The organism is Cupriavidus taiwanensis (genome assembly GCF_900249755.1).
GTDB lineage: Bacteria > Pseudomonadota > Gammaproteobacteria > Burkholderiales > Burkholderiaceae > Cupriavidus > Cupriavidus taiwanensis_D.
Map to the genome: position 1 here is coordinate 2,889,395 of NZ_LT976853.1, position 19,984 is coordinate 2,909,378.

A 19,984-nucleotide genomic window follows, 5' to 3' on the forward strand; every position below is an offset into this window, starting at 1 on the left:
CCAAACAAGAAGGCAGGCCCGGCGGCCTGCCTTTTTTCATGCCCGGCGCATGCCGGCGCGCTGCGCGGTCTTCACCACATGGCGCTGGTGGCCGCGCCGGCGCTTCCACCAGATCAGCGTGCCGGTCACGGCAAATGCCAGCGGCGCCAGCCCGAACAGCGTGATGAAGATCCGCCCCGGCAGGCCGAAGGCTTCGCCGGTATGCAGCGGAAACTGCCAGTTCAGCAGCGTGTCGCCGGCAGGCGCCTGCTGCGGGTCGCGCACGCCCAGCGGCGCGCCGGTCCAGGCATCGAGCCACAGCCGCGTGGCGCCGGTGTGCCGGCGCACCTCGCCGGGCTGGCACAGCCGGATTTCGAAGGCGTCGCCGGGCTTGCGCGGGAAGCCGATGCGGGTGACCTGCGCCTGCGGGAACTGCGCCTGCGCCGCGGCCATGATCTCGCCCGCTTCCAGCGGCCGGGCCCCGGCCGGCGCCGGTGCCGACACATGCTTGGCTGGCGGCGTCACCGTCATCACCCCCGCCACGATCGGCGTGACCCACTTGGGCAGGTTCAGGTACCAGCCGGAAAACGCGATCACGGCCAGCACCGGCGCGGCCAGGATGCCGCCCGCGCGGTGCAGCGAATAGTTGAAGCGCGACCATGAGCCGCCATGCGTAATGCGGAACGCCTGCACCACCGAGCGCAGCTTCATCTTGGGCCACCACGCCGCCACCCCCACCAGCGTGGTCAGCAACAGCAGCATGCCGGCCACCCCGGTGATGGTCTTGCCGGTATCGCCCGACAGCAGGTAGCGGTGCAGGTGGAACAGCGTGGGCAGCAGCAGCCGGCGCGACAGCCCGGCCTCGCCCCAGACGCGCTCGCCCTTCACCGCCAGCGTGACCGGGTCGACCATCACCTGGCGCGAGCGCCCCGGCACCACGCCGCCGGGCCCCTTGACCGGATACCAGGCGATAAAGACGCCGTCGGCGTCGGTCGGCAGCATCAGCAGGTTGGGCTTGCCGTAGGGCAGCGCCGCCAGCCGGCCGGTCACGGACTGGACCGTGTCCGGGGTCACCGGCGCGGTCATCGGCGCGGACGCCACCAGCAGGTCGGGATTGAGCCAGGCGTCGAGTTCATCGCGCCAGGCGATGGTCATGCCGGTCAGTCCCATCAGGACGAACAGCAGGCCGAGGCTCAGGCCGATATAACGATGCAGCTTGACGAGGACGACGCGCAGGCGGCCGGTAACCATGACGGGGTGAAGTACGTTGAGCGGACGCTGCAAGGCGCGGAATATGGCGCCAAAGCCATCTCCGTGCGACGGTGCGAATGCGAAGGATTCGCGATTCTAGCAGGGCCCTCAGCGCCGCAATGGCGCCAGCAATGCTTCAAGGTCCAGGTGCGCCGCCATGGTGTCGGCCAGGCGCTCGATCGATGCCTCGCGCAGCGCGTCGAGATCGACCGCCTGGGCCTGTTCCAGCCCGGCCCAGCGCAGCAGCGCCTGGCACCCGGCGGGATCGTCGAACAGGCCGTGGACATAGGTGGCCAGCACCTGGCCGTCGGCCGAGCGCGCGCCGTCCGGCCGCAGGGTGCCGTCGCCGCGGTCCAGCCACAGCGCGGGCTGATCCAGGCCCTTGCCGGTGGTGATGCCGAGATGGATCTCGTAGCCGCGCACCGGCGCGTCTACGGTTTCCAGCGCCAGCCGCCCGCGCACCTGGCGCAGCTGCTTCTCGGCCGCCAGCGTGGTTTCGTAATCGAGCCAGCCCAGCCCCGCGCTGCTGCCGGCCGGGCCTTCGCGGCCATCGGGGTCGTGTACCTGCCGCCCCAGCATCTGCATGCCGCCGCAGATCCCCACCAGCTTGCCGCCGTAGCGCAGGTGCCGCGCCAGCGCCGCATCCCAGCCCTGCGCGCGCAGGAAGTCCAGGTCGCCGCGCACGTTCTTGCTGCCGGGCAGCACCACCAGGTCGGCCGGCGGGATCGGCCGGCCCGGGCCGACGAACTGCAGGTCGACCTGCGGGTGCGCGCGCAGCGCGTCAAAGTCCGTATGGTTGGCGATGCGCGGCAGCACCGGCACGATCACGCGCAGGCGCTGCGCTGCCTGACCCGCATCGGCCTGCGCGCCGATGATGGCGTCCTCGGCGTCCAGGTGCAGGCCGTGCAGGTATGGCAGCACGCCGAACACCGGCTTGCCGGTACGCGCCACCAGCCAGTCCAGTCCGGGCTCGAGCAGCCCGATATCACCGCGGAAGCGGTTGATGATGAAGCCGGTCACGCGCGCGCGCTCGCTCTCGGACAGGCAGTCGAGCGTGCCGACCAGGTGCGCGAACACGCCGCCGCGGTCGATATCCGCCACCAGCACCACCGGGCAGTCGACCCGCTCGGCAAAGCCCATGTTGGCGATGTCGCGCTCGCGCAGGTTGACTTCGGCCGGGCTGCCGGCGCCCTCGACCAGCACTACCTCATAGGTTTGCGCCAGGCGCGCGTGCGAGGCCAGCACCGCCTTCATCGCCTCGGGCTTGTAGGCATGGTAGGCGCGCGCGTCCAGGTCCAGCCGGGCCCGGCCGTGGATGATGACCTGGGCGCCGGTGTCGCTGCTGGGCTTGAGCAGCACCGGGTTCATGTCGGTATGCGGCGCCAGCCGCGCGGCCTGCGCCTGCAGCGCCTGGGCCCGGCCGATCTCGCCGCCGTCGGCGGTGACGGCGCTGTTCAGCGCCATGTTCTGCGGCTTGAACGGCACCACGCGCGTGCCGGCGCGCGCCAGCACCCGGCACAGGCCGGCGACGATGGTGCTCTTGCCGGCATCGGAGGTGGTGCCCTGGACCATCAGCGTGCCGCGCAGGGCACCCGGCGGCAGGGATTGCGGAGCGTCGATTTGCATCGGCGGATTATCGCACCGCCCCCGCACGCGGGCCGTGCCATGCCCGGATGCGGCGGCTACAATACGCGGATGGAAACCCCGGCCATCGCCCCCGCCACCGCGTCCGGCACCGAAGCTGGCCCTGCAGCCAACACCAGCGCCGCCCCCCAGCCGCGCGCTGCCGCCAGCGGGACCGGCGGCCGCCAGCTGACGCTGGTGCTGGGCGGCGCCCGTTCCGGCAAGAGCCACTTTGCCGAACAGCTCGCCACCGACCACGCCACCATCACCGGCGGACCGGTCACCTACATCGCCACCGCGCACCAGGATCCGGCCCGCGCCGACCAGGAACTCGAAGTCCGCATCGCCCTGCACCGCGCGCGCCGCCCCGCCGACTGGCGCCTGGTGGAAGAGCCGGTGCACCTGGCCGATGCGCTCTACGCCAACGCGCGCCACGACGGCTGCATCCTGGTCGACTGCATGACGCTGTGGATCAACAACCTGCTCTTCCCCGATGGCCGCAGCTATCCCGAGCATGGCGTGATCACGCCGCCGGCGGCGTTCACCGAAGAAATCGAGGCGCTGCTCAACGCGCTGCCGACGCTGCCCGGCCACGTCATCCTGGTCTCGAACGAGATCGGCTTCGGCGTGATCCCGATGGGCGCCATCACCCGCTTCTATGTCGATGAACTGGGCCGCCTGAACCAGAAGCTGGCCGCCGCGGCCGACTGCGTGCGGCTGCTGGTGGCGGGCATCCCGGTTGCGGTAAAGGGCGCCGATCCCGCATGCTGATGCTGGCGTGGCCGGCATGCGTGGCAGCGGCATGGATCGGGGCACTGCTGGACCGCTGGCTGGGCGAGCCGCGCCGCTGGCATCCGCTGGTCGGCTTCGGCCGCGTCGCGGCCGCGCTGGAACGCCGTCTCAACCCTCCCGCACAACGTAGTGCGCCATGGCGCCAGCGCCTCGCCGGGCTTGCCGGCTGGTGCGTGCTGGTGCTGGCCCCGACCGCGCTGGCAGCGTGGCTGGTGGCCGCCGCGGCCGGCTGGCATCCGCTCGCCGCGCTGGCCCTGCATGCGCTGGCGCTGTACGCGGCGCTGGGCGCGCGCAGCCTGCACCAGCATATCGCCCCGATCGCCACGGCGCTTGCCGCGGCCGACCTGCCCGCGGCGCGCGCGCTGACCGCGCGCATCGTCTCGCGCGACACCGCTGATGCTGACGCCGAAGCGCTGGCCCGCGCCGCCTGCGAATCGGCGCTGGAAAACGGCAACGACGCGGTCTTCGGCGCGCTGTTCTGGTTCCTGGTCGGCGGCGCACCCGCGGTGATCGTGTTCCGCCTGGCCAATACGCTCGATGCGATGTGGGGCTACCGCACGCCGCGGCTGGTGCATTTCGGCTGGGCCGCGGCACGCCTCGACGATGCGCTCAACCTGGTGCCGGCACGGCTGACCGCGCTGTCGTATGCGCTGCTCGGCGCCACCGCGCAGGCGCTGCGCTGCTGGCGCACGCAGGCGCCGGCGTGGTCTAGCCCCAATGCCGGCCCGGTGATGGCCGCCGGCGCCGGGGCCGTCGGCGTACAGCTCGGCGGCCCGGCGCGCTACCACGGCGAGATCGAGCAACGCCCGCCGCTGGGCGCCGGCAGCGCGCCGCAGGCGGCGCATGTGATGGCCTGCCTGCGGCTGGTCGATCGCACGCTGTGGCTGTGGCTGGCGCTGGCAGGCGCCAGCGCGCTCGCCGCACTGATGGTATCCGCACCCACATGAGCACCGCCCTGCCCCCGATCCGCCATGGCGGCGACCTGCTGGCCGCGGTGCGCCGCTACGGCCGCCCGGCAGGCGACTGGCTCGACCTGTCCACCGGCATCAACCCCGACGGCTATGCCGTGCCGGCGCTGCCGGCGCAGGTGTGGCAGCGGCTGCCGCAGGACGACGACGGCCTGGCCGAACTGGCCGCGGCGGCCTGCGGCGCGCCCCATGCGCTGCCGGTGGCCGGCTCGCAGGCCGCGATCCGCACGCTGCCGGCGCTGCTGCGACCGGGCCGCGTGGGCGTGGCCGCGCTGGGATACAGCGAATACGCGCCGGCGTTCGCCGCCGCGGGACACACGGTGGTGCCGCTGGACGAAGCCGATTTCTCGCGGCCCGGGCTGGCCGATGCGCTCGATCATCTCGTCGTCGTCAACCCGAACAACCCGACCGCGCGCATGCTGCCCGCCGCCACGCTGCTGCGCTGGCATGCCGCGCTGGCGGCGCGCGGCGGCACGCTGCTGGTCGACGAAGCCTTTATCGATTGCCTGCCCGATGGCTCGGTGGCCGCGCACAGCGGCAAGGCCGGCCTGGTGGTGCTGCGCTCGATCGGCAAGTTCTACGGCCTGGCCGGCATCCGCTGCGGCTTCGTGCTGGCGCAGCCGGCGCTGCTGGACGCGCTGCGCGCGCGCCTGGGCCACTGGACCGTATCGGGGCCGGCGCGCGAAGTCGCGCGGCACGCGCTGGCCGACCACGCGTGGCAGCACGCCACCCGTGCGCGGCTGCAGGCGTGCGGGGCCAGGCTGGCCGCGCTGCTGGACCGCCATGGCCTGCCCCCGGCCACGCATCCGCTGTTCTGCTGGGTACCGCATCACGACGCCGCGCGGCTGCAGCACGCGCTTGCGCTGCAAGGCGTCTGGACCCGCTGCTTCGATGCCGCCGGCGGCTGCGCGCCGAGCCTGCGGCTGGGCCTGCCGCCGGACCATCCGCAGGCCTGGCAGCGGCTGGACGCGGCGCTGGCCGCGCTCACTGCCTGAACTCCTTGCCCCAATCCATGCTGAACCGCCTGACGCCCGTTATCGCCGCCACGCTGCTGCTCGCCGCGCTGCCCGCCACCGCCGCGGTCTCCGCCGTCGACGACGCCGGCCAGACCGTGACCCTGGCGCAGCCCGCGCGCCGCGTGGTCTCGCTGGCGCCGCACGTCACCGAAATGCTGTTCGCCGCGGGTGCGGGCGAGCGCATCGTCGGCACCGTCAGCTACAGCGACTACCCGCCGCAGGCGCGCACGATCACGCGCGTGGGCGACAACAAGGCGCTCGACCTGGAACGCATTGCCGCGCTAAGGCCCGACCTGATCGTGGTGTGGCGCCACGGCAATGCGCAGAAGCAGACCGACCGGCTGCGCGCGCTCGGCATCCCCATCTTCACCAGCGAGCCGCGCCGGCTGGCGGCGATCCCGGACAACATCGAGAAGCTCGGCACGCTGCTGGGCACCGAAGCCACCGCGCGGCGCGCCGCCGACGGCTTCCGCCAGCAGGTGGAAACGCTGCGCAAGACCTATGCGGCGCGCCCGCCGGTGACCGTGTTCTACCAGGTCTGGCAGCAGCCGCTGATGACGCTCAACGGCGAGCATCTGGTCAGCGACATGCTGGCGCTGTGCGGCGGCCGCAACCTGTTCGCGGCCGAGACGCCGCTGGTGCCGACGGTGTCGGTCGAAGCAGTGATCGCGGGCAATCCGGAAGCAATGGTGACGGCGGGCATGGGCGCGACGCGCTCGGACCAGCCGCTGCCGGATTTCGAGATGTGGCGGCGCTGGCAGCAGGTCACGGCGGTGGCGCGCAACAACCTGTTCGTGATCGATGGGGACCTGATCAACCGGGCCGGCCCGCGCGTGGTGCAAGGTGCCGCGCAGCTCTGCAAGGACCTCGACACCGCGCGCAGCCGCCGGCCCGCACGCTGATCAGCCGGCGCGGTTCCACCACCCTAGCCGCGCGGCGCCCGGCCCCAGCCGGAAGCCGCTGCTGGCGCCGAAGCCCAGTTCCCAGTTGACCGTGGCCGCCAGCGGCACGCCCAGCCAGTGCGCCGCCAGCATCCGCATCGGGCCGGCATGGCCGACCACCCACAGGCATGCAGCGCGGTCCGTGGCGAGCGTTCCCGCCCAGCCGGCCACCCGCGCCATCGCCTGCGCCGGCGATTCGCCGCCGTGCGGACGCGCATGCAGCAGGTCGGCCGCCCACTGGTCGAGCGCACCGCGGTCGATCGCGTCCCAGGCCACGCCCTCCCAGCTGCCGAAGTCGATTTCGCGCAGGGCGGGTTCGGTGTCGATGGCCGGCAACTCGCCGGGCCATGCCGCGGCCAGTGCCTGCGCCGTGCCCAGCGCGCGCGCCAGCGGGCTGGCCACGATGCGATCGGGCGCCGGCAGCCCGGCGACGATGCGTGCGGCCGGCGGCGTCAGGGGCGCCAGCAGCGGCAGGTCCAGGCAGCCATAGCAGGTTCCTGCAGTGACCTGCGGCTGCGCATGGCGGATCAGGACCACGTCCATGCCGCGGCCACCAGGTAGAGCAGGATTTCGGCGCATTGCTGGGCCATGCCCAGGCAGTCGCCGGTATAGCCGCCGATGCGGCGCACGAAGTAGCGGCCGAGCAGCAGGCGTAGCACCAGCAGCGCACCCACGGCCGCGGCGCAGAACCATGGCGACACCAGCCACAGCGGCACCAGCCCGCACAGCAGCGCGAACGCCAGCCCGGCGCCGGCCAGCTTCTGCGCCACCGGCTTGGCCTTGCCCTCGGGGCGCACGTAGGCCAGCGTGGCGAGATAGCTGACCGCCATCGCGCGGCTGGCGGCATGCGCGGCGACCAGCACGGCGAGCAGCACCGCGATGCCGCCGCGCGCGGCGATCGCCACCAGCAGCTGCCACTTCAGCAGCAGCGCCACCACCAGCGCGATCGCGCCGAACGCGCCGATGCGCGAGTCGTGCATGATGCGCAGCACGTCGTCGCGCTGCCAGGCGCCGCCGAAGGCATCGACGCAATCGGCCAGCCCGTCTTCATGGAAGGCACCCGTTAGCAGCAGCGTCGCGGCCATGCCCAGCAGCACCGCCACGCCGGGCGGCCACCACAGCGCCGCGCCCCAGGTGGCCAGCGCACCCGCGCCGCCCACCAGCAAGCCCACCAGCGGGAAATAGCGCGCCGCGGCGTGCAGGTAATGCGGTTCGAATCCGACCCAGCGCGCCAGCCAGCCCGGCAGCGGCACGCGCGTGAAGTAGCCCAGCGCGGTCAGGAAATAGCGCACCTCGCCGGCCAATCCCGCGGGGCTGCGGGGACCAGGACTGGGTGCGGGCACCGGGTCGGTCGGCGCGCTCATGGCGATGCGGTGCTGACGCCGGCGCCGCTGAAGGTGGCCATCTCGTTCAGGAACGCCGCCGCCGAGGCCAGCAGCGGCCACGCCAGCGCGCAGCCGGTGCCTTCGCCCAGGCGCAGGTCCAGCGCCAGCAGCGGCGCGGCATCGAACTGCGCCAGCAGCGCGCGGTGGCCGCGCTCGTGCGAGCAGTGCGTGAACACGCAGTACTGCAGCACGTTGGGGTCTAGCCGCTGCGCCACCAGCAGCGCGGCGGTGGCGATAAAGCCGTCGACCAGGATCACCATGCGGCTGGCCGCGGCGGCCAGGAAGGCGCCGGCCATCATCGCGATCTCGAAGCCGCCGAACGCGGCCAGCACGTCCAGCGGCGCCTGCGCCTCGGCATGCAGCGCCAGCGCGCCGGCCAGCACCTCGCGCTTGCGCGCCAGGCCGGCGTCGTCCAGGCCGGTGCCGCGGCCGATGCAGTCGTCCAGCGGCAGGCCGGTCAGCCGCTGCATCAGGCATGCGGCGGCCGAGGTGTTGGCAATGCCCATCTCGCCGAAGCCGATCACGTTGCAGCCCTGCTGCGCATGGCGCAGCACGCGCGCCATGCCGGCGGTCAGCGCCGCGGCGGCCTGCTCCGCGGTCATCGCCGGCTCGGCCGCGAAGTTGCGGGTGCCGTCGGCAATGCGGCAATTGACCAGGCCCGGCGCTGCCGGCAGCGGCACGCGCACGCCCGCGTCGACGATTTCCAGCGCAATGCCGTGCTGGCGCGAGAACACGTTGATCGCCGCGCCGCCGGCCAGGAAGTTCTGCACCATCTGCGCCGTGACCTCGGCCGGATAGGCGCTGACGCCGGCGTCGGCCACGCCGTGGTCGGCGGCGAACACGATCACCGTGGGCCGCCGCAGCACCGGCTGCGCGCTGCCGAGGATCAGGCCCAGCTGCAGGGCCAGCGCCTCGAGCCGGCCCAGTGCGCCAAGCGGCTTGGTCTTGTCGTCGATGGCGGCCTGCAGCGCGGGGCGCAGGGTGTCGTCGAGAGGGGGGATTTCCGGAAACTGCATGATGCCTTGATTCTGTCCTTCAAAAAGATGCGGCTACATTTCCACGCCGCGCTGCGCCTTGATGCCCTGCTGGAACGCGTGCTTGACCGGGGTCATGTCGGTGACGGTATCGGCCGCCTCGACCAGCGCCGGCGGCGCGCCGCGGCCGGTGATGACCACGTGCTGCATCGGCGGGCGCGCGCGCAGGTCGGCAATGACCTGCTCCACATCAAGATAGTGCAGCTTGAGCGCGATGTTCAGTTCGTCGAACAGCACCAGGCCGATGCCGGGGTCGCGCAGCATGCCGCGCGCCACTTCCCACGCCGCCTGCGCCTTGGCCACGTCGCGGGCGCGGTCCTGGGTTTCCCAGGTATAGCCCTCGCCCATCACGTGGAAGGCGCATTCGTCCGGGAAGCGGCGCAGGAACATCTCTTCGCCGGTGGGCTGCGCGCCCTTGATGAACTGGACCACGCCGGTGCGCATGCCGTGGCCGAGCGCGCGCACCACCATGCCGAAGCCGGAGCTGGACTTGCCCTTGCCGTTGCCGGTGGTGATGACGATCACGCCGCGCTCGTCCTGCGCGGCGGCAATCTTTGCATCGACGACTTCTTTCTTGCGCTCCATGCGCGCCTTGTGGCGGGCATCGCGGTCGGGGTCCTGCGCGGCGGGGTTCTGGTCTTCAGTCATGGTGTGGGGTCGGTTGGGTCGGGCGCGCGCCATCGGGAATCAGGGCGGCATGCACACCGTCGCTGACGCTGACGATGGCGGTGCGCAGCGCGCGCGAGCAGTGTTCGGGGGTCAGCACCTGCGCGGCGGGGCCGTGCAGCGCGGTGCCGTCTTCGGCCATCAGCAGGGCATGGGTGGCGTAGCGCAACGCCAGCGTCAGGTCGTGCAGGATCACCACGATGGCATGGTGCCCGGCCCGGGCCAGCGCGGCCAGTTGCTCCAGCACCAGGATCTGGTGGCGCAGGTCCAGGTGCGAGACCGGCTCGTCCAGCAGCAGCAGCGGTGCCTGCTGCGCCAGCGCCGCGGCCAGCGAGACGCGCTGGCGCTCGCCGCCGGACAGCGTCAGCACATCGCGCGCGGCCAGCGTTTCGATATCCATGGCGCGGATCACGTCGTGGACGATGCGGTCGTCCTCGCGCCGGGTCCAGCCCCAGCCGGACAGGTGCGGATGGCGGCCCACGCGCACGGCGTCGAGCACCGGCATCGGGAAGGTGTCGTGCACGGCTTGCGGCAGGTAGGCGCGCTGGCGCGCCAGCACCGCGGGATCGACCAGCGCCGGCGCGGTGCCGTCGATGTCGACGCTGCCGCCGTCGGCGTGGCGCAGTCCGGCCAGCACCGACATCAGCGTGGACTTGCCGGCACCATTGGGGCCGGCGATGCACCACAGCTCGCCGGGGCCGATAGTCAGGCTCAGGCGCTCCACCAGCACGCGCTGGCGGGTGCGCAGCCGCACCTCGCGCAGCGTCAGCCGCGGACAGGAAGCGAGCGGAACGGACCAGTGCGCGCCGGCGCTCATCGCGGCCTCCGCAACAGCAGGTAGAGGAAGGTCGGCACGCCCAGCAGCCCGGTGATCACTCCCACCGGCAGCTGCGCCGGCGCCACCACGGTACGCGCGATCAGGTCGGCCGCCATCAGCAGCGCCCCGCCCAGCAGCGTCGCGGCCGGCAGCAGCAGGCGCTGGTCGTTGCCCCACGCCAGCCGCACCAGGTGCGGCACCACCAGCCCGATAAAGCCGATCGACCCGGCCGTGGTGATGGCCGCGGCGATGCACAGCGACGCCAGCATGAAGGTCGCCAGCCGCACGCGGCCGACGCGCACGCCCAGCGACTGCGCCACGGTCTCGCCCAGCAGCATCACGTTGAGCGCGCGCGCCATCGGCATCGCCAGCAGCAGCGCCGCCACCAGCATGGCCAGCGCGCCGCCGTAGCTGGCGGTGCCGCCCAGGTCGCCGGTCAGCCAGAACAGCATGCCGCGCAGGCGCGACTCCGGCGCGACCGACAGGATCAGCGTAATCACCGCGCCCCAGCCGGCGGCCAGGATCACGCCGGTCAGCAGCAGCCGCGCGCCGGCCTCGCGATGGCCTCCCTGCACCTGCGGATGCAGCAGGTCGCGCCGCGCCAGCGATGCCACCAGCACCATCGCCAGCAGCGCACCGATCGCCGCGGCCGCCTGCACGCCCCACCACGGCGCCAGCGCCAGCATCGCCAGCAGCGCGGCGGTGGAGGCGCCGCCGGATACGCCCAGTACATAGGGCTCGGCCAGCGGGTTGCGCAGCAGCACCTGCATCAGCGCCCCGGACAGCGCCAGCAGCCCGCCGCAGGCAAAGGCCGCGGCCGCGCGCGGCAGGCGCAGCTCATGCACGATGGCGCCGGCGGTGCCGGTGTCGGCGCCGCTCAGCGCACGCCACAGCTCGCGCGCATCGAGCGCAACGCTGCCCAGCGCCAGCGACAAGCCGAACGCCAGCAGCGCCGCGAGCGCCAGCACCATCCAGATCGCCACGGCGCGCCTGAAATCAGACATGGAACTCAGCCATGGCGCGCCCGCGCGCTCATCGCTGGCGCCAGCCCAGCGTGATGAAGCCCGCGCGCCCCTGCGTGTTGTAGGGGTAGGCGAGCTGGTAGTCCTTGTCGAACAGGTTTTCGACGCGGGCGGCGATGAACCATTGCTTGTCGATGTTGTAGCGGGCGTTGAGGTTGACGATACCGTATCCGCCCAGCCGGCGCGAGCCGGCGTCCATGCGCGACGACGACAGCAGCCATTCGCCGCCGAAGCGCCAGTTGCCGAAGTCGCGGCCCACGTCGAGCGCGGCATGGCGGCGCGCGCGGCGCAGCAGCTGGGTGTCGGTCTGCTCGTCGACCGGGTTCTGGAAGGTCACGCTGGCGCCGAGGTCGGTGCCATAGATTTTGGCGCGCCACGACGCCTCGATGCCCTGCACCTTGGCCCGGTTGACGTTCTGCGCCAGGAACATGCCGTTGGGCTGCTGCGCCGACACGATCAGGTCGCGGTAGCGGGTCTCGAACGCGGTCACGCGCAGCAGGCCGGCGCTGGCGGTGGTGTACTGCACGCCGGCCTCGACCGACTTGGCGCGCTCGGGCTGCAGGTTGGGCTGGCCGAAGTTGGGGTAGTACAGCTCGTTGAAGGTCGGCGCGCGGAAGGCGTTGCTGACGCTGGCGATCAGCTTGAACGCATCGGTCAGGTTGTAGCCGTAGCCGGCCAGGAAGCTGCCCTGGTTGCCGAAGTCGGAATAGTGGTCGTTGCGCGCATTGAGCTGCAGCTGGTGCTTGCCGAAGCGACCGTCATAGCCGCCGAACACCGAGAACACATTGCGCTTGGGCGCGCCGTAGGCGCTGGAGTCCAGCTCCTGCTGCAGGTAGTCGGTGCCGAACAGCAGCGTGTGGCCGGCGGCCAGCGCGTATTCGTTCTGCCAGTTGAACTGGCGGTTGCGGGTATTGAAGGTGCCGTTGGGGTTGCCGTTGAGGAAGGTGTCGCTGCGGTCCTCGCTCTGCGACAGCTTGAAATGCGTGGTCCAGTCCGCGCCCAGCTTGCCGTTGGCGAAGGTCGACAGCGTGTACAGCTCGCTGTTGGTGCGGTTCTCGTCGGTCGGGCGGCCGAAGGCGCTGTCGAACGACAGCTTGCTCTTGGAGTAATAGCCGGTGATGCCCGCATCCCAGCTGGGCGTGAAGCGGTGCTTCACCTGGCCCGACACGCTCTGGTTCTCGTACGGGTTGTCGTTGGGGTTGGCGCGCGGCGCCTGCTTCGTATTGATCGACGAGAAGCCGTCGGTCTTGAACGCCGAGCCGGTCAGGTTGAACGAGGTATCGCCGACCTGGCCGCCATAGCCGACCGTGCCCTGGCGCGTATTGTTGCTGCCATACTCCACCGACGCATTGGCCGCCGGCGCCTGGCCCGCGCCGCTCTTGGTGAAGACCTGCACCACGCCGCCGATCGCGTCCGAGCCGTACAACGCCGAGACATTGCCGCGCACCACCTCGATGCGGTCGATCTGGTCGGGCAGGATATTGGCCAGCTGCGCGGTGCCGCTGCTGGCCGACGACACCCGCACGCCATCGATCAGGATCAGGGTCTGGTTGGAGTTGGCGCCGCGCATGAACAGCGAGGTATTGCTGCCCATGCCGCCGTTGGTGGCAAACTCCACGCCGGCCTGGCTGCGCAGCAGCGTGCGCAGGTCCGGCGCCTGCGCGTTGGCGATGTCCTGCTGCGTGACCACCGTGGTATGCGGCAGCGCCTCGGTAATGGCTTGCGCGGTGCGGGTGGAAGTGACCACCACCGGCGCGAGCTGCGCGGGACTGCTGTCCGCGGCCTGCGCGGATGCCGTACCGGGAACGAGGGTGAACGAGGCCATGGCCGCCAGGATGGCGGGCACGGACGGACGCACCGCCGGGCTTGCCGGGCGGGTCGACCTGTGAAGCGATGAACGCATGATGCAGGACTGGGATAGGAACGGCCGGGCCCGTTCCCCCGCGGACCATATGGCGATGAGGCGTGCCGCGCACGGGCGGCAGCCCGCGTTCAGGCCGGTATCCGGGCTGGCGACACCGGGACCGGCGCCTTCCCGAACCTGCGGTTCAGTGGCGTGTGGCCGGTCCTGCGGAGCATGTGGCCTGCATCCGATAACGAATCAGGTCTTGCCAGCAGCGTGGCTGGCGGATGCGCACCGCGGTCGCTTACCGTTGCGGGGGCAGCACAGGTTGGCCTGTCCGGCGCGCAGCCGGCCCGGCTCCCTGTTTCCCGTTGAACTGCCCTTTCGCCAGGGACGAAAAGGGCGAGCACCTGGAACGTGCGCGAGTCTATGGCGTTTCGCCCCCCGCGTCAACGCGGCTGCCAGTAGTGTTTTGTCACAACTCTGGTGGCGTTTAGGTGCAGAAGCGTGCAACTTCCATGCGGGCGCCCGGTCACAAACCTTTCCTCCGCATTGTGCATGCCGGCGCATCGGCTAGAATCGCGATACCTGACACTACTCCCATCATGACAGGCCCTATGCTCACCGAACTCGAACAACTGGCCGCCAAGATCGGGCGCGTGCTGCACCATGCGGACACCCTGGCGGCGGAGAACCAGCGGCTGCGCGACGAGATCGCGCGGCTGGAGGGCGAAGCCGCGCAGTTGCGCGGCGAGCGCGAGGCCATGGCCGCCGACCGCGAACTGCTCAATATCAAGATCGAGGAAGCGCAGCTGCGCATCCAGTCCATCCTTGACAAGCTGCCGACCGCCAGCGACACGCGCCAGCTCGACCTGCTCGGCGAAGAGGCCGCGGCGCAGGGCGCCGAAGCGCACAAGGCCCCCGGAGAACACGCATGAGCAACAAGCAAGTCGAAGTCAATATCGCCGGCCAGGCCTACCGCTTTGCCATCGCGCCCGAGAACGAGGCCGCGCTGCTCGAGGCCGTGGCCCTGGTCGACACGCAGATGAACAAGCTGCGCAGCGGCAGCGCCGCCAAGGGCGTGGAGCGCGTGGCGGTGATGGCCGCGATCAGCATCGCCTCGGACCTGTTGTCGCTGCAGCGCAAGCAGCAGGCCGAGGGCGCGATCCCGGTGGACGCCATCCGCGCGCGCATCCGCGAACTGAACGACCGCGCCGACGAGGCCCTGCGGCAATACGCCCACGTGGGCACCGGTACGCGCGGCTGAGCGGAAATGGTGGGATGTGCAGCGGATGCCGCGCTGCCGCGCAAAATGTAACGACACGCGCGAGCGCACTTGGTATGGCCTGCAACGCGGTGTATAGTGTAGCCAGACTGCACGAGGCACCACAGAAGTGCAGCTGACAGGTCAGGTTATCGCGCCCGGCCGCCGTTTTCATCCCATCCTAGTCAGAAACGGCAAACGTCTGACATCCGTACGTGGACAGTCAGACGTTTGACAGTTTCCCTGCCTGGTTCGTGAGGGTCATAAACTCCTTGAACCGATATGCATTGCATGGTGCGGGATTATGTCGCGTGGGCGAGCGCGTCATCGCATTCATAGTCCGGGCCTGGCCTGGACTCCCTGAGTGGATGATGTACCCGAAATGCGACTTCCGCAGCCACTCTGAACCTCACTTGGGTTCAGGATGCCGACCCAGCGGCCGAGGCGGGGACCCCCTGAAAAAGGCGGTGGTTTTCTGAACCATCGCCTTTTCTTTTGCCTGCATGCTGACCCGCATGCTTGCCCGTGTTTTCCCGCGCGGGCCATCCTTTCCTGAGCAGCGCCGTGAGCCCTAACCAGAACCAACGCGCCCGCCAGTACTGGCTGATGAAATCGGAACCGGACGAAGCCAGCATCGACGACCTGGCCCGGGAACGCACGCTGCCGTGGACCGGCGTGCGCAATTACCAGGCGCGCAACTTCATGCGCGACGCCATGCAGGTGGGCGACGGCGTGCTGTTCTACCACTCGTCGTGCCCCGAGCCCGGCATCGCCGGGTTGGCCGAGGTCTGCTCCGCGCCCTACCCCGACCCCACCCAGTTCGACCGCAAGAGCCCCTACTTCGACGCCGCCTCCAGGCCGGAAGCGCCGCGCTGGCTGCTGGTCGACGTGCGCTTCGAACGCAAGAGCCGCCTGATCCCGCTGGCCGAGCTGCGCGAGCACGAGGCGCTGGCCGACATGGTGGTGCTCCGGCGCGGCAACCGGCTCTCGATCACGCCGGTTTCGCCGGCCGAATGGCGCTATATCACCGGCAAGCTGATGGGCTGAGCGCGGGTGCGCAGGACCCGGCCTTGCGCGGCAAGGCCATCACAATAACAACAACCCTCCAGACACGATGCCGTTCGACAACCTGCCGGTGCTGGTCCCTGCCCTGCTTGCGCTGGGCGCTTTCACCGGCTTCTGCGCCGGCCTGCTCGGCGTGGGCGGCGGCATGATGATGGTGCCGTTCCTGACGCTGCTGTTCACCAGCCTGGGCTTTACCGGCGAAGCCATCGTCCATATGGCGATCGCCACCTCGATGGGCACCATCCTGTTCACCTCGCTGTCGTCGGTGCGCGCGCACCACAAGCGCGGCGCGGTGCGCTGGCCGATCGTGCTGGCGCTGGCGCCCGGCATCGTGATCGGCGGCATGGTCGGCGGCGGCAAGGTCTTCGCGGCGCTCAAGACCAGCTGGCTGTCGCTGGCGTTCGCGGGCTTCGTCGGCTTCTCGGCGCTGCAGATGCTGCGCAACCGCCGGCCCAAGCCCGGGCGCCAGCTGCCCGGCTTCGCCGGCATGGCCGGCGCGGGCGGCGTGATCGGCTTCCTGTCGAGCCTGGTGGGCGCGGGCGGCGCCTTTGTCTCGGTGCCGTTCATGACCTGGTGCAATGTGCCGATCCACAACGCGGTGGCAACCTCGGCCGCGCTCGGCTTCCCGATCGCCGCGGCCAGCGTCGCGGGCTACATCTGGAGCGGCTGGCACGCGCCCGGACTGCCGCCGGCCTCGCTCGGCTATCTCTACCTGCCCGCGCTGCTGGTGATTGCCGCGGCCAGCGTGCTGACCGCGCCGCTGGGCGCGCGCGCCGCGCACCGCATGGACGTGGGCCAGCTGCGCCGGATCTTTGCCGTACTGCTGCTGTGCCTGGCCACGTATATGTTGTGGAAGGCCTGGCAGGCGTTCTGAAAGCCCGCGTCACCCGCGCGGGGGAAAGCGCGGACATCGCGCGACGGCCTGGCAACAATCGTTTGCAATGTCGCGGAACGATCGCCCCTGCGGCCACGTCTGACAGCCATCACGTTTGACTGGGAGAACCACATGAAACAATGGCTCGCCGCCACCCTGCTCGGCACCACCGCGGTCGTCGCCTCGGCGCACGGCGGTCCCACGGAAACGCCGTCGGGCGTGCTGTCGCTGACCGCGCAGGCCGTCACCGAAGTCCCGACCGATATCGTGCACCTGACGCTCGCCGCGGAGCAGGAAGGCGCGGAACCGGCCGCGATTTCCTCGGGCCTGTCGACCCGCACCCAGGCCGTCATCACGCAGGCGCGCCGGGTCCAGGGCGTGACCGCCGAATCCGGCGGCTTCACCATCCACCCCAGCACCGACCGCAACGGCCGCATCAGCACCTGGCGCGGGCGCTCCGAGGTCATCCTGAAGTCGCGCGATTTCTCTGCGGTGTCCAAGCTGGCGGGCGAACTGGCCAGCCAGATGCAGGTGCAGAACATCGCCTTCTCGCTGTCGCGCGAAGCGCGCGAGGCCGCCGAAGCCAAGCTGGCCGAGCAGGCCATCGCCTCGTTCCGCAGCAAGGCGCAGGCCACCACCAAGCTGTTCGGCTACAACAGCTACACCATCCGCGAAGTTCACCTGAACGAGAGCGGCATGGTGCCGCCCGCGCCGCGCATGTACGGCGCCGCCAAGGCCATGATGGCCGATGCGGCGGTGCCGGTGCCGGTCGAGGGCGGCAAGACCCAGGTCACGGTGTCGGTGAATGGGTCGGTGCAGATGTTGAAGTAAGCCAGCGCTTGCCACCGCCCCTGGCAAAGGCACCCCTCTCCCGCGCGCGGGAGAGGGGTGGGGGAGAGGGCCGGTGCATCAACGAAGTGAAGCGCGTCGGTATGCAAGCGCCTGCCCTCACCCCCTGCCCCTCTCCCGCAAGCGGGAGAGGGGAGCAAACCGGCAGCGATCGAAGTCTTTCGGCAACGATCAAAGCACCGCAAACTGCTCCCGCAACACGTTCTTCTGCACCTTGCCCATGGTATTGCGCGGCAGCTCATCCACCACGTGCACGCGCTTGGGCACCTTGAAGTTGGCGATGCGGCCCTTGAGCGTGCCGATCAGCGCGCCCTCGTCGATGTCCGCGCCGGGCTTGCGCACCACCACCGCCACCACCGCCTCGCCGAAATCCGCGTGCGGCACGCCGATCACGGCGCTCTCCGCTACGCCCGGCATCTCGTCGATAAAGCTCTCGATTTCCTTCGGGTAGACGTTGTAGCCGCCCGAGATGATCAGGTCCTTGCTGCGCCCGACGATGGTCAGGTAGTTTTCCGGCACCGCGCGCTCGCCGGCCTGGCTGACGATGGCGCCGCCGAAGCGGCCGACGTCGCCGGTCTTGAACCAGCCGTCGTCGGTGAATTCCTCGCGGGTCTTCTCCGGCATGCGCCAGTAGCCCTTGAACACGTTCGGGCCCTTCACCTCGACATTGCCGATCTCGCCCGGTGCGCACGGCTTGCCTTCACCGTCGACCACGCGCACCGACACGCCCGGCAGCGGCATGCCCACGGTGCCGCCGATGCGTTCGCCCAGCGCCGGGTCATACGGGTTGGACACCAGCATCACGGTCTCGCTCATGCCGTAGCGTTCCAGGATGGTATGGCCGGTGCGCTCGCGGAAGGCGTCGAAGGTCTCCAGCAGCAGCGGCGCCGAGCCCGAGACGAACAGGCGCATGCGGCGGCAGGTGTCGTCGTCGAAGCGCGGCTCCTGCAGCATGCGCACGTAGTAGGTGGGCACGCCCATCATCACGGTGCAGCGCGGCAGGAATTTCAGCACCTGCGCCATGTCCAGCTTGGGCGCCCAGATCATCTTGGCACCGGCCAGCAGCGCGCCGTGCGAGGCGACGAACAGGCCGTGCACATGGAAGATCGGCAGCATGTGCAGCAGCACGTCGTCGCTGCGCCAGCCCCAGAAGTCGTGCAGCGTCTGCGCGTTGGAGGCCAGGTTGCGGTGGGTCAGCATCGCGCCCTTGCTGCGGCCGGTGGTGCCGGAGGTATAGAGGATGGCGGCGAGGTCATCGTGCGCGCGCGCCACCGTGTCGAAGGCATCGGCCTTGCCCGCCGCGCGCGACAGCAGCGAGCCGCTGCGGTCGTCGTCCAGCGTGAATACATGGTTGACGCCGTGGCGGAACGCCACCTTCGACACCCAGCCGAAGTTCTTGCTGCTGCAGACCACTACCGACGGCTCGGCATTGCCGACGAAGTAATCGATCTCGGCTTCCTGGTAGGCCGTGTTCAGCGGCAGGTAGACGTAGCCGGCGCGCAGCGTGGCCAGGTACAGGAACAGCGCTTCGGGCGATTTTTCCACCTGCACCGCCACGCGCGCGCCTTCGGGCAGGTGCAGCGACGCCAGCAGGTTGGCCAGCTTGGCGGTGGCGCGGTCCAGGTCGTCCCAGCTGTAGTACAGGCCGTCGTGGGTCTCGATGCAGCAGGCGGTGCGGTCAGCGGGGAAGCGGGATTCGAACAGGGCGAACAGGTTGGCGTTCATGGCGAGGAGCGAACGAAAGGCTAAGGAAGCAATGAAAAACGATGGTGGGAAGCAGTGCCGGCGGCGCGCGCTACTCCCCGCGGAACTGCGGTGGCCGGCGCGCCAGGAAAGCGGCGACGCCTTCGGCGTGGTCCGCGCCTTCGGCATAGGCGAAGTGCGCATCCAGCTCGGCCGGCGACAGCGGCGCCGGCAACGGCGCCAGCCGGTGGATGGTGGTCTTGTTGATGCGCGCGGCGGCGGGGGCGCCGGCGGCGATGCGGCGCACCGTGGCGTCGACCTCGGCGGCCAGCGCGGCGGGCTCGACCACGCGGGTCAGCAGGCCCTTTTCACGCGCCTCGGCGGCATCGAAGACGCGGCCCTCGAGCAGGATCTCGAGCGTCGCCGCGCGGCCCGCCAGCGCCAGCAGGCCTTGCAGCTCGCCGGGCGCCATCGGGAAACCCAGCCGGTTGATCGGCACGCCGAAGCGGCTGTCCGACGCGGCGATGCGCAGGTCGCAATGGCAGGCGATCTCCAGCCCGCCGCCGACGCAAACGCCTTCGATCATCGCCACGGTGGGGTGCGTGCATTGCGCCACCGCCGCCAGCGCGGGCGCGATGGTCGCCATGTGGTAGCGGCGCACCGCGGCCGCGTCGCCGCGTTCGGCGGGAAACTCGGCGATATCGGCGCCGGCGGCAAAATTGCCGTCGGCGCCGCGCACCACCACGCAGCGCAGCGAGGGTTCGGCCGACAGCCGGGCAAAGCCCGCCGCCAGCTCGCGCCACATCTGCGCGGAAATGGCGTTGAGCTTGCCCGCGTGCGACAGCGTCACGGTGGCGGTGGTGCCCTGCGTGGCAAAACGCACGGTGCCGCTCATGGACGCGTCCTCTGGCT

General features: G+C 70.7%; 20 protein-coding genes, 1 other RNA gene and 1 riboswitch. Of the genes, 10 read left to right on the plus strand and 11 right to left on the minus strand.

The features are described 5' to 3' along the window. Positions 1 to 36: 36 nt before the first annotated feature. Complete coding sequence (locus CBM2594_RS13190; protein ID WP_116357216.1) at positions 37 to 1,230, minus strand: PepSY-associated TM helix domain-containing protein; 1,194 nt, start codon at positions 1,228 to 1,230, stop codon at positions 37 to 39. Between the two features lie 108 nt (positions 1,231 to 1,338). Beyond that, the gene (locus CBM2594_RS13195) at positions 1,339 to 2,856 is read right to left on the minus strand and encodes a cobyric acid synthase (protein WP_116357217.1); all 1,518 of its coding nucleotides are present in this window, start codon (positions 2,854 to 2,856) and stop codon (positions 1,339 to 1,341) included. 39 nt (positions 2,857 to 2,895) lie between these two features. Here CBM2594_RS13195 and cobU point away from each other — a divergent pair, with 39 nt between their 5' ends. Genes cobU through CBM2594_RS13215 form a run of 4 tightly spaced genes read left to right on the plus strand, consistent with a single transcriptional unit; the run spans position 2,896 to position 6,531 of the window. After that, a complete protein-coding gene (gene cobU, locus CBM2594_RS13200; protein ID WP_116357218.1) occupies positions 2,896 to 3,624 on the plus strand; it encodes a bifunctional adenosylcobinamide kinase/adenosylcobinamide-phosphate guanylyltransferase in 729 nt (242 codons plus the stop codon). Then, positions 3,618 to 4,592, plus strand: coding sequence for an adenosylcobinamide-phosphate synthase CbiB (gene cbiB, locus CBM2594_RS13205; RefSeq protein ID WP_116357219.1), 975 nt, complete (start codon positions 3,618 to 3,620; stop codon positions 4,590 to 4,592). Before cobU ends, cbiB begins: the two co-directional genes overlap by 7 nt. Continuing rightward, positions 4,589 to 5,608 (plus strand): threonine-phosphate decarboxylase CobD, encoded by a 1,020-nt coding sequence (gene cobD, locus CBM2594_RS13210; RefSeq protein WP_116357220.1) that lies wholly within the window; start codon positions 4,589 to 4,591, stop codon positions 5,606 to 5,608. The genes cbiB and cobD overlap by 4 nt, the downstream gene beginning before the upstream one ends. A gap of 17 nt (positions 5,609 to 5,625) precedes the next feature. After that, positions 5,626 to 6,531, plus strand: coding sequence for a cobalamin-binding protein (locus CBM2594_RS13215; RefSeq protein WP_116357221.1), 906 nt, complete (start codon positions 5,626 to 5,628; stop codon positions 6,529 to 6,531). Here CBM2594_RS13215 and CBM2594_RS13220 read toward each other — a convergent pair whose 3' ends face one another. The 7 genes from CBM2594_RS13220 to CBM2594_RS13250 are packed head-to-tail and all read right to left on the minus strand — an operon-like array spanning position 6,532 to position 13,397. Beyond that, positions 6,532 to 7,113: a histidine phosphatase family protein gene (locus tag CBM2594_RS13220; protein WP_116357222.1), complete on the minus strand. Its 582-nt coding sequence runs from the start codon at positions 7,111 to 7,113 to the stop codon at positions 6,532 to 6,534. It lies immediately after the preceding gene. Beyond that, entirely contained in the window at positions 7,098 to 7,934 is an 837-nt protein-coding gene (locus tag CBM2594_RS13225) for an adenosylcobinamide-GDP ribazoletransferase (protein ID WP_116357223.1), read from the minus strand. The genes CBM2594_RS13220 and CBM2594_RS13225 overlap by 16 nt, the downstream gene beginning before the upstream one ends. Then, on the minus strand, positions 7,931 to 8,971 hold the full coding sequence (cobT, locus tag CBM2594_RS13230) for a nicotinate-nucleotide--dimethylbenzimidazole phosphoribosyltransferase (RefSeq protein ID WP_116357224.1): 1,041 nt from the start codon (positions 8,969 to 8,971) through the stop codon (positions 7,931 to 7,933). Before cobT ends, CBM2594_RS13225 begins: the two co-directional genes overlap by 4 nt. Before the next feature lie 33 nt (positions 8,972 to 9,004). Further along, entirely contained in the window at positions 9,005 to 9,637 is a 633-nt protein-coding gene (gene cobO / locus CBM2594_RS13235; RefSeq protein WP_116357225.1) for a cob(I)yrinic acid a,c-diamide adenosyltransferase, read from the minus strand. Continuing rightward, a complete protein-coding gene (locus CBM2594_RS13240; protein WP_116357226.1) occupies positions 9,630 to 10,472 on the minus strand; it encodes an ABC transporter ATP-binding protein in 843 nt (280 codons plus the stop codon). The genes cobO and CBM2594_RS13240 overlap by 8 nt, the downstream gene beginning before the upstream one ends. Continuing rightward, on the minus strand, positions 10,469 to 11,476 hold the full coding sequence (locus CBM2594_RS13245; protein ID WP_116357227.1) for a FecCD family ABC transporter permease: 1,008 nt from the start codon (positions 11,474 to 11,476) through the stop codon (positions 10,469 to 10,471). The genes CBM2594_RS13240 and CBM2594_RS13245 overlap by 4 nt, the downstream gene beginning before the upstream one ends. 28 nt (positions 11,477 to 11,504) lie before the next feature. Next, complete coding sequence (locus tag CBM2594_RS13250; protein WP_116357228.1) at positions 11,505 to 13,397, minus strand: TonB-dependent receptor domain-containing protein; 1,893 nt, start codon at positions 13,395 to 13,397, stop codon at positions 11,505 to 11,507. Positions 13,398 to 13,472: 75 nt separating this feature from the next. Beyond that, positions 13,473 to 13,767: riboswitch (cobalamin riboswitch) on the minus strand. Between the two features lie 187 nt (positions 13,768 to 13,954). Here CBM2594_RS13250 and CBM2594_RS13255 point away from each other — a divergent pair. The 6 genes from CBM2594_RS13255 (at position 13,955) to CBM2594_RS13280 (ending at position 17,371) form a co-directional block, all read left to right on the plus strand. After that, on the plus strand, positions 13,955 to 14,275 hold the full coding sequence (locus CBM2594_RS13255) for a hypothetical protein (protein WP_025583947.1): 321 nt from the start codon (positions 13,955 to 13,957) through the stop codon (positions 14,273 to 14,275). Beyond that, positions 14,272 to 14,604, plus strand: a complete 333-nt coding sequence (locus CBM2594_RS13260; protein ID WP_062801552.1) for a cell division protein ZapA — start codon at positions 14,272 to 14,274, stop codon at positions 14,602 to 14,604. Before CBM2594_RS13255 ends, CBM2594_RS13260 begins: the two co-directional genes overlap by 4 nt. Before the next feature lie 234 nt (positions 14,605 to 14,838). Continuing rightward, a non-coding RNA gene (gene ssrS, locus CBM2594_RS13265) (6S RNA) lies at positions 14,839 to 15,056 on the plus strand. Between the two features lie 109 nt (positions 15,057 to 15,165). Further along, positions 15,166 to 15,648, plus strand: coding sequence for an EVE domain-containing protein (locus CBM2594_RS13270; protein ID WP_198048127.1), 483 nt, complete (start codon positions 15,166 to 15,168; stop codon positions 15,646 to 15,648). A gap of 67 nt (positions 15,649 to 15,715) precedes the next feature. After that, positions 15,716 to 16,540, plus strand: coding sequence for a sulfite exporter TauE/SafE family protein (locus tag CBM2594_RS13275; RefSeq protein WP_116357229.1), 825 nt, complete (start codon positions 15,716 to 15,718; stop codon positions 16,538 to 16,540). A gap of 132 nt (positions 16,541 to 16,672) precedes the next feature. Next, positions 16,673 to 17,371, plus strand: a complete 699-nt coding sequence (locus CBM2594_RS13280; protein ID WP_116357230.1) for an SIMPL domain-containing protein — start codon at positions 16,673 to 16,675, stop codon at positions 17,369 to 17,371. 189 nt (positions 17,372 to 17,560) lie between these two features. On the opposite strand, the gene CBM2594_RS13285 is transcribed toward CBM2594_RS13280, so the two are convergent. Together CBM2594_RS13285 and CBM2594_RS13290 are read right to left on the minus strand one after the other, a co-directional pair. Beyond that, a complete protein-coding gene (locus CBM2594_RS13285) occupies positions 17,561 to 19,114 on the minus strand; it encodes a malonate--CoA ligase (RefSeq protein WP_116357231.1) in 1,554 nt (517 codons plus the stop codon). A gap of 70 nt (positions 19,115 to 19,184) precedes the next feature. Beyond that, a complete protein-coding gene (locus CBM2594_RS13290; RefSeq protein WP_116357232.1) occupies positions 19,185 to 19,967 on the minus strand; it encodes an enoyl-CoA hydratase/isomerase family protein in 783 nt (260 codons plus the stop codon). Positions 19,968 to 19,984: the final 17 nt, after the last annotated feature.

Excerpts from the sequence above, each read along its gene's own strand:
- CBM2594_RS13275 (WP_116357229.1), top strand. The coding sequence starts at position 15,716 with ATGCCGTTCGACAACCTGCCGGTGCTGGTCCCTGCCCTGCTTGCGCTG.
- CBM2594_RS13190 (WP_116357216.1), bottom strand. The coding sequence starts at position 1,230 with ATGGTTACCGGCCGCCTGCGCGTCGTCCTCGTCAAGCTGCATCGTTAT.
- cobU (WP_116357218.1), top strand. The coding sequence starts at position 2,896 with ATGCCCGGATGCGGCGGCTACAATACGCGGATGGAAACCCCGGCCATC.
- CBM2594_RS13225 (WP_116357223.1), bottom strand. The coding sequence starts at position 7,934 with ATGAGCGCGCCGACCGACCCGGTGCCCGCACCCAGTCCTGGTCCCCGC.
- CBM2594_RS13285 (WP_116357231.1), bottom strand. The coding sequence starts at position 19,114 with ATGAACGCCAACCTGTTCGCCCTGTTCGAATCCCGCTTCCCCGCTGAC.
- CBM2594_RS13290 (WP_116357232.1), bottom strand. The coding sequence starts at position 19,967 with ATGAGCGGCACCGTGCGTTTTGCCACGCAGGGCACCACCGCCACCGTG.
- CBM2594_RS13215 (WP_116357221.1), top strand. The coding sequence starts at position 5,626 with ATGCTGAACCGCCTGACGCCCGTTATCGCCGCCACGCTGCTGCTCGCC.
- CBM2594_RS13195 (WP_116357217.1), bottom strand. The coding sequence starts at position 2,856 with ATGCAAATCGACGCTCCGCAATCCCTGCCGCCGGGTGCCCTGCGCGGC.
- cobT (WP_116357224.1), bottom strand. The coding sequence starts at position 8,971 with ATGCAGTTTCCGGAAATCCCCCCTCTCGACGACACCCTGCGCCCCGCG.
- CBM2594_RS13220 (WP_116357222.1), bottom strand. The coding sequence starts at position 7,113 with ATGGACGTGGTCCTGATCCGCCATGCGCAGCCGCAGGTCACTGCAGGA.
- CBM2594_RS13250 (WP_116357228.1), bottom strand. The coding sequence starts at position 13,397 with ATGCGTTCATCGCTTCACAGGTCGACCCGCCCGGCAAGCCCGGCGGTG.
- CBM2594_RS13260 (WP_062801552.1), top strand. The coding sequence starts at position 14,272 with ATGAGCAACAAGCAAGTCGAAGTCAATATCGCCGGCCAGGCCTACCGC.
- cobD (WP_116357220.1), top strand. The coding sequence starts at position 4,589 with ATGAGCACCGCCCTGCCCCCGATCCGCCATGGCGGCGACCTGCTGGCC.
- cbiB (WP_116357219.1), top strand. The coding sequence starts at position 3,618 with ATGCTGATGCTGGCGTGGCCGGCATGCGTGGCAGCGGCATGGATCGGG.
- CBM2594_RS13245 (WP_116357227.1), bottom strand. The coding sequence starts at position 11,476 with ATGTCTGATTTCAGGCGCGCCGTGGCGATCTGGATGGTGCTGGCGCTC.
- cobO (WP_116357225.1), bottom strand. The coding sequence starts at position 9,637 with ATGACTGAAGACCAGAACCCCGCCGCGCAGGACCCCGACCGCGATGCC.
- CBM2594_RS13255 (WP_025583947.1), top strand. The coding sequence starts at position 13,955 with ATGCTCACCGAACTCGAACAACTGGCCGCCAAGATCGGGCGCGTGCTG.
- CBM2594_RS13240 (WP_116357226.1), bottom strand. The coding sequence starts at position 10,472 with ATGAGCGCCGGCGCGCACTGGTCCGTTCCGCTCGCTTCCTGTCCGCGG.
- CBM2594_RS13280 (WP_116357230.1), top strand. The coding sequence starts at position 16,673 with ATGAAACAATGGCTCGCCGCCACCCTGCTCGGCACCACCGCGGTCGTC.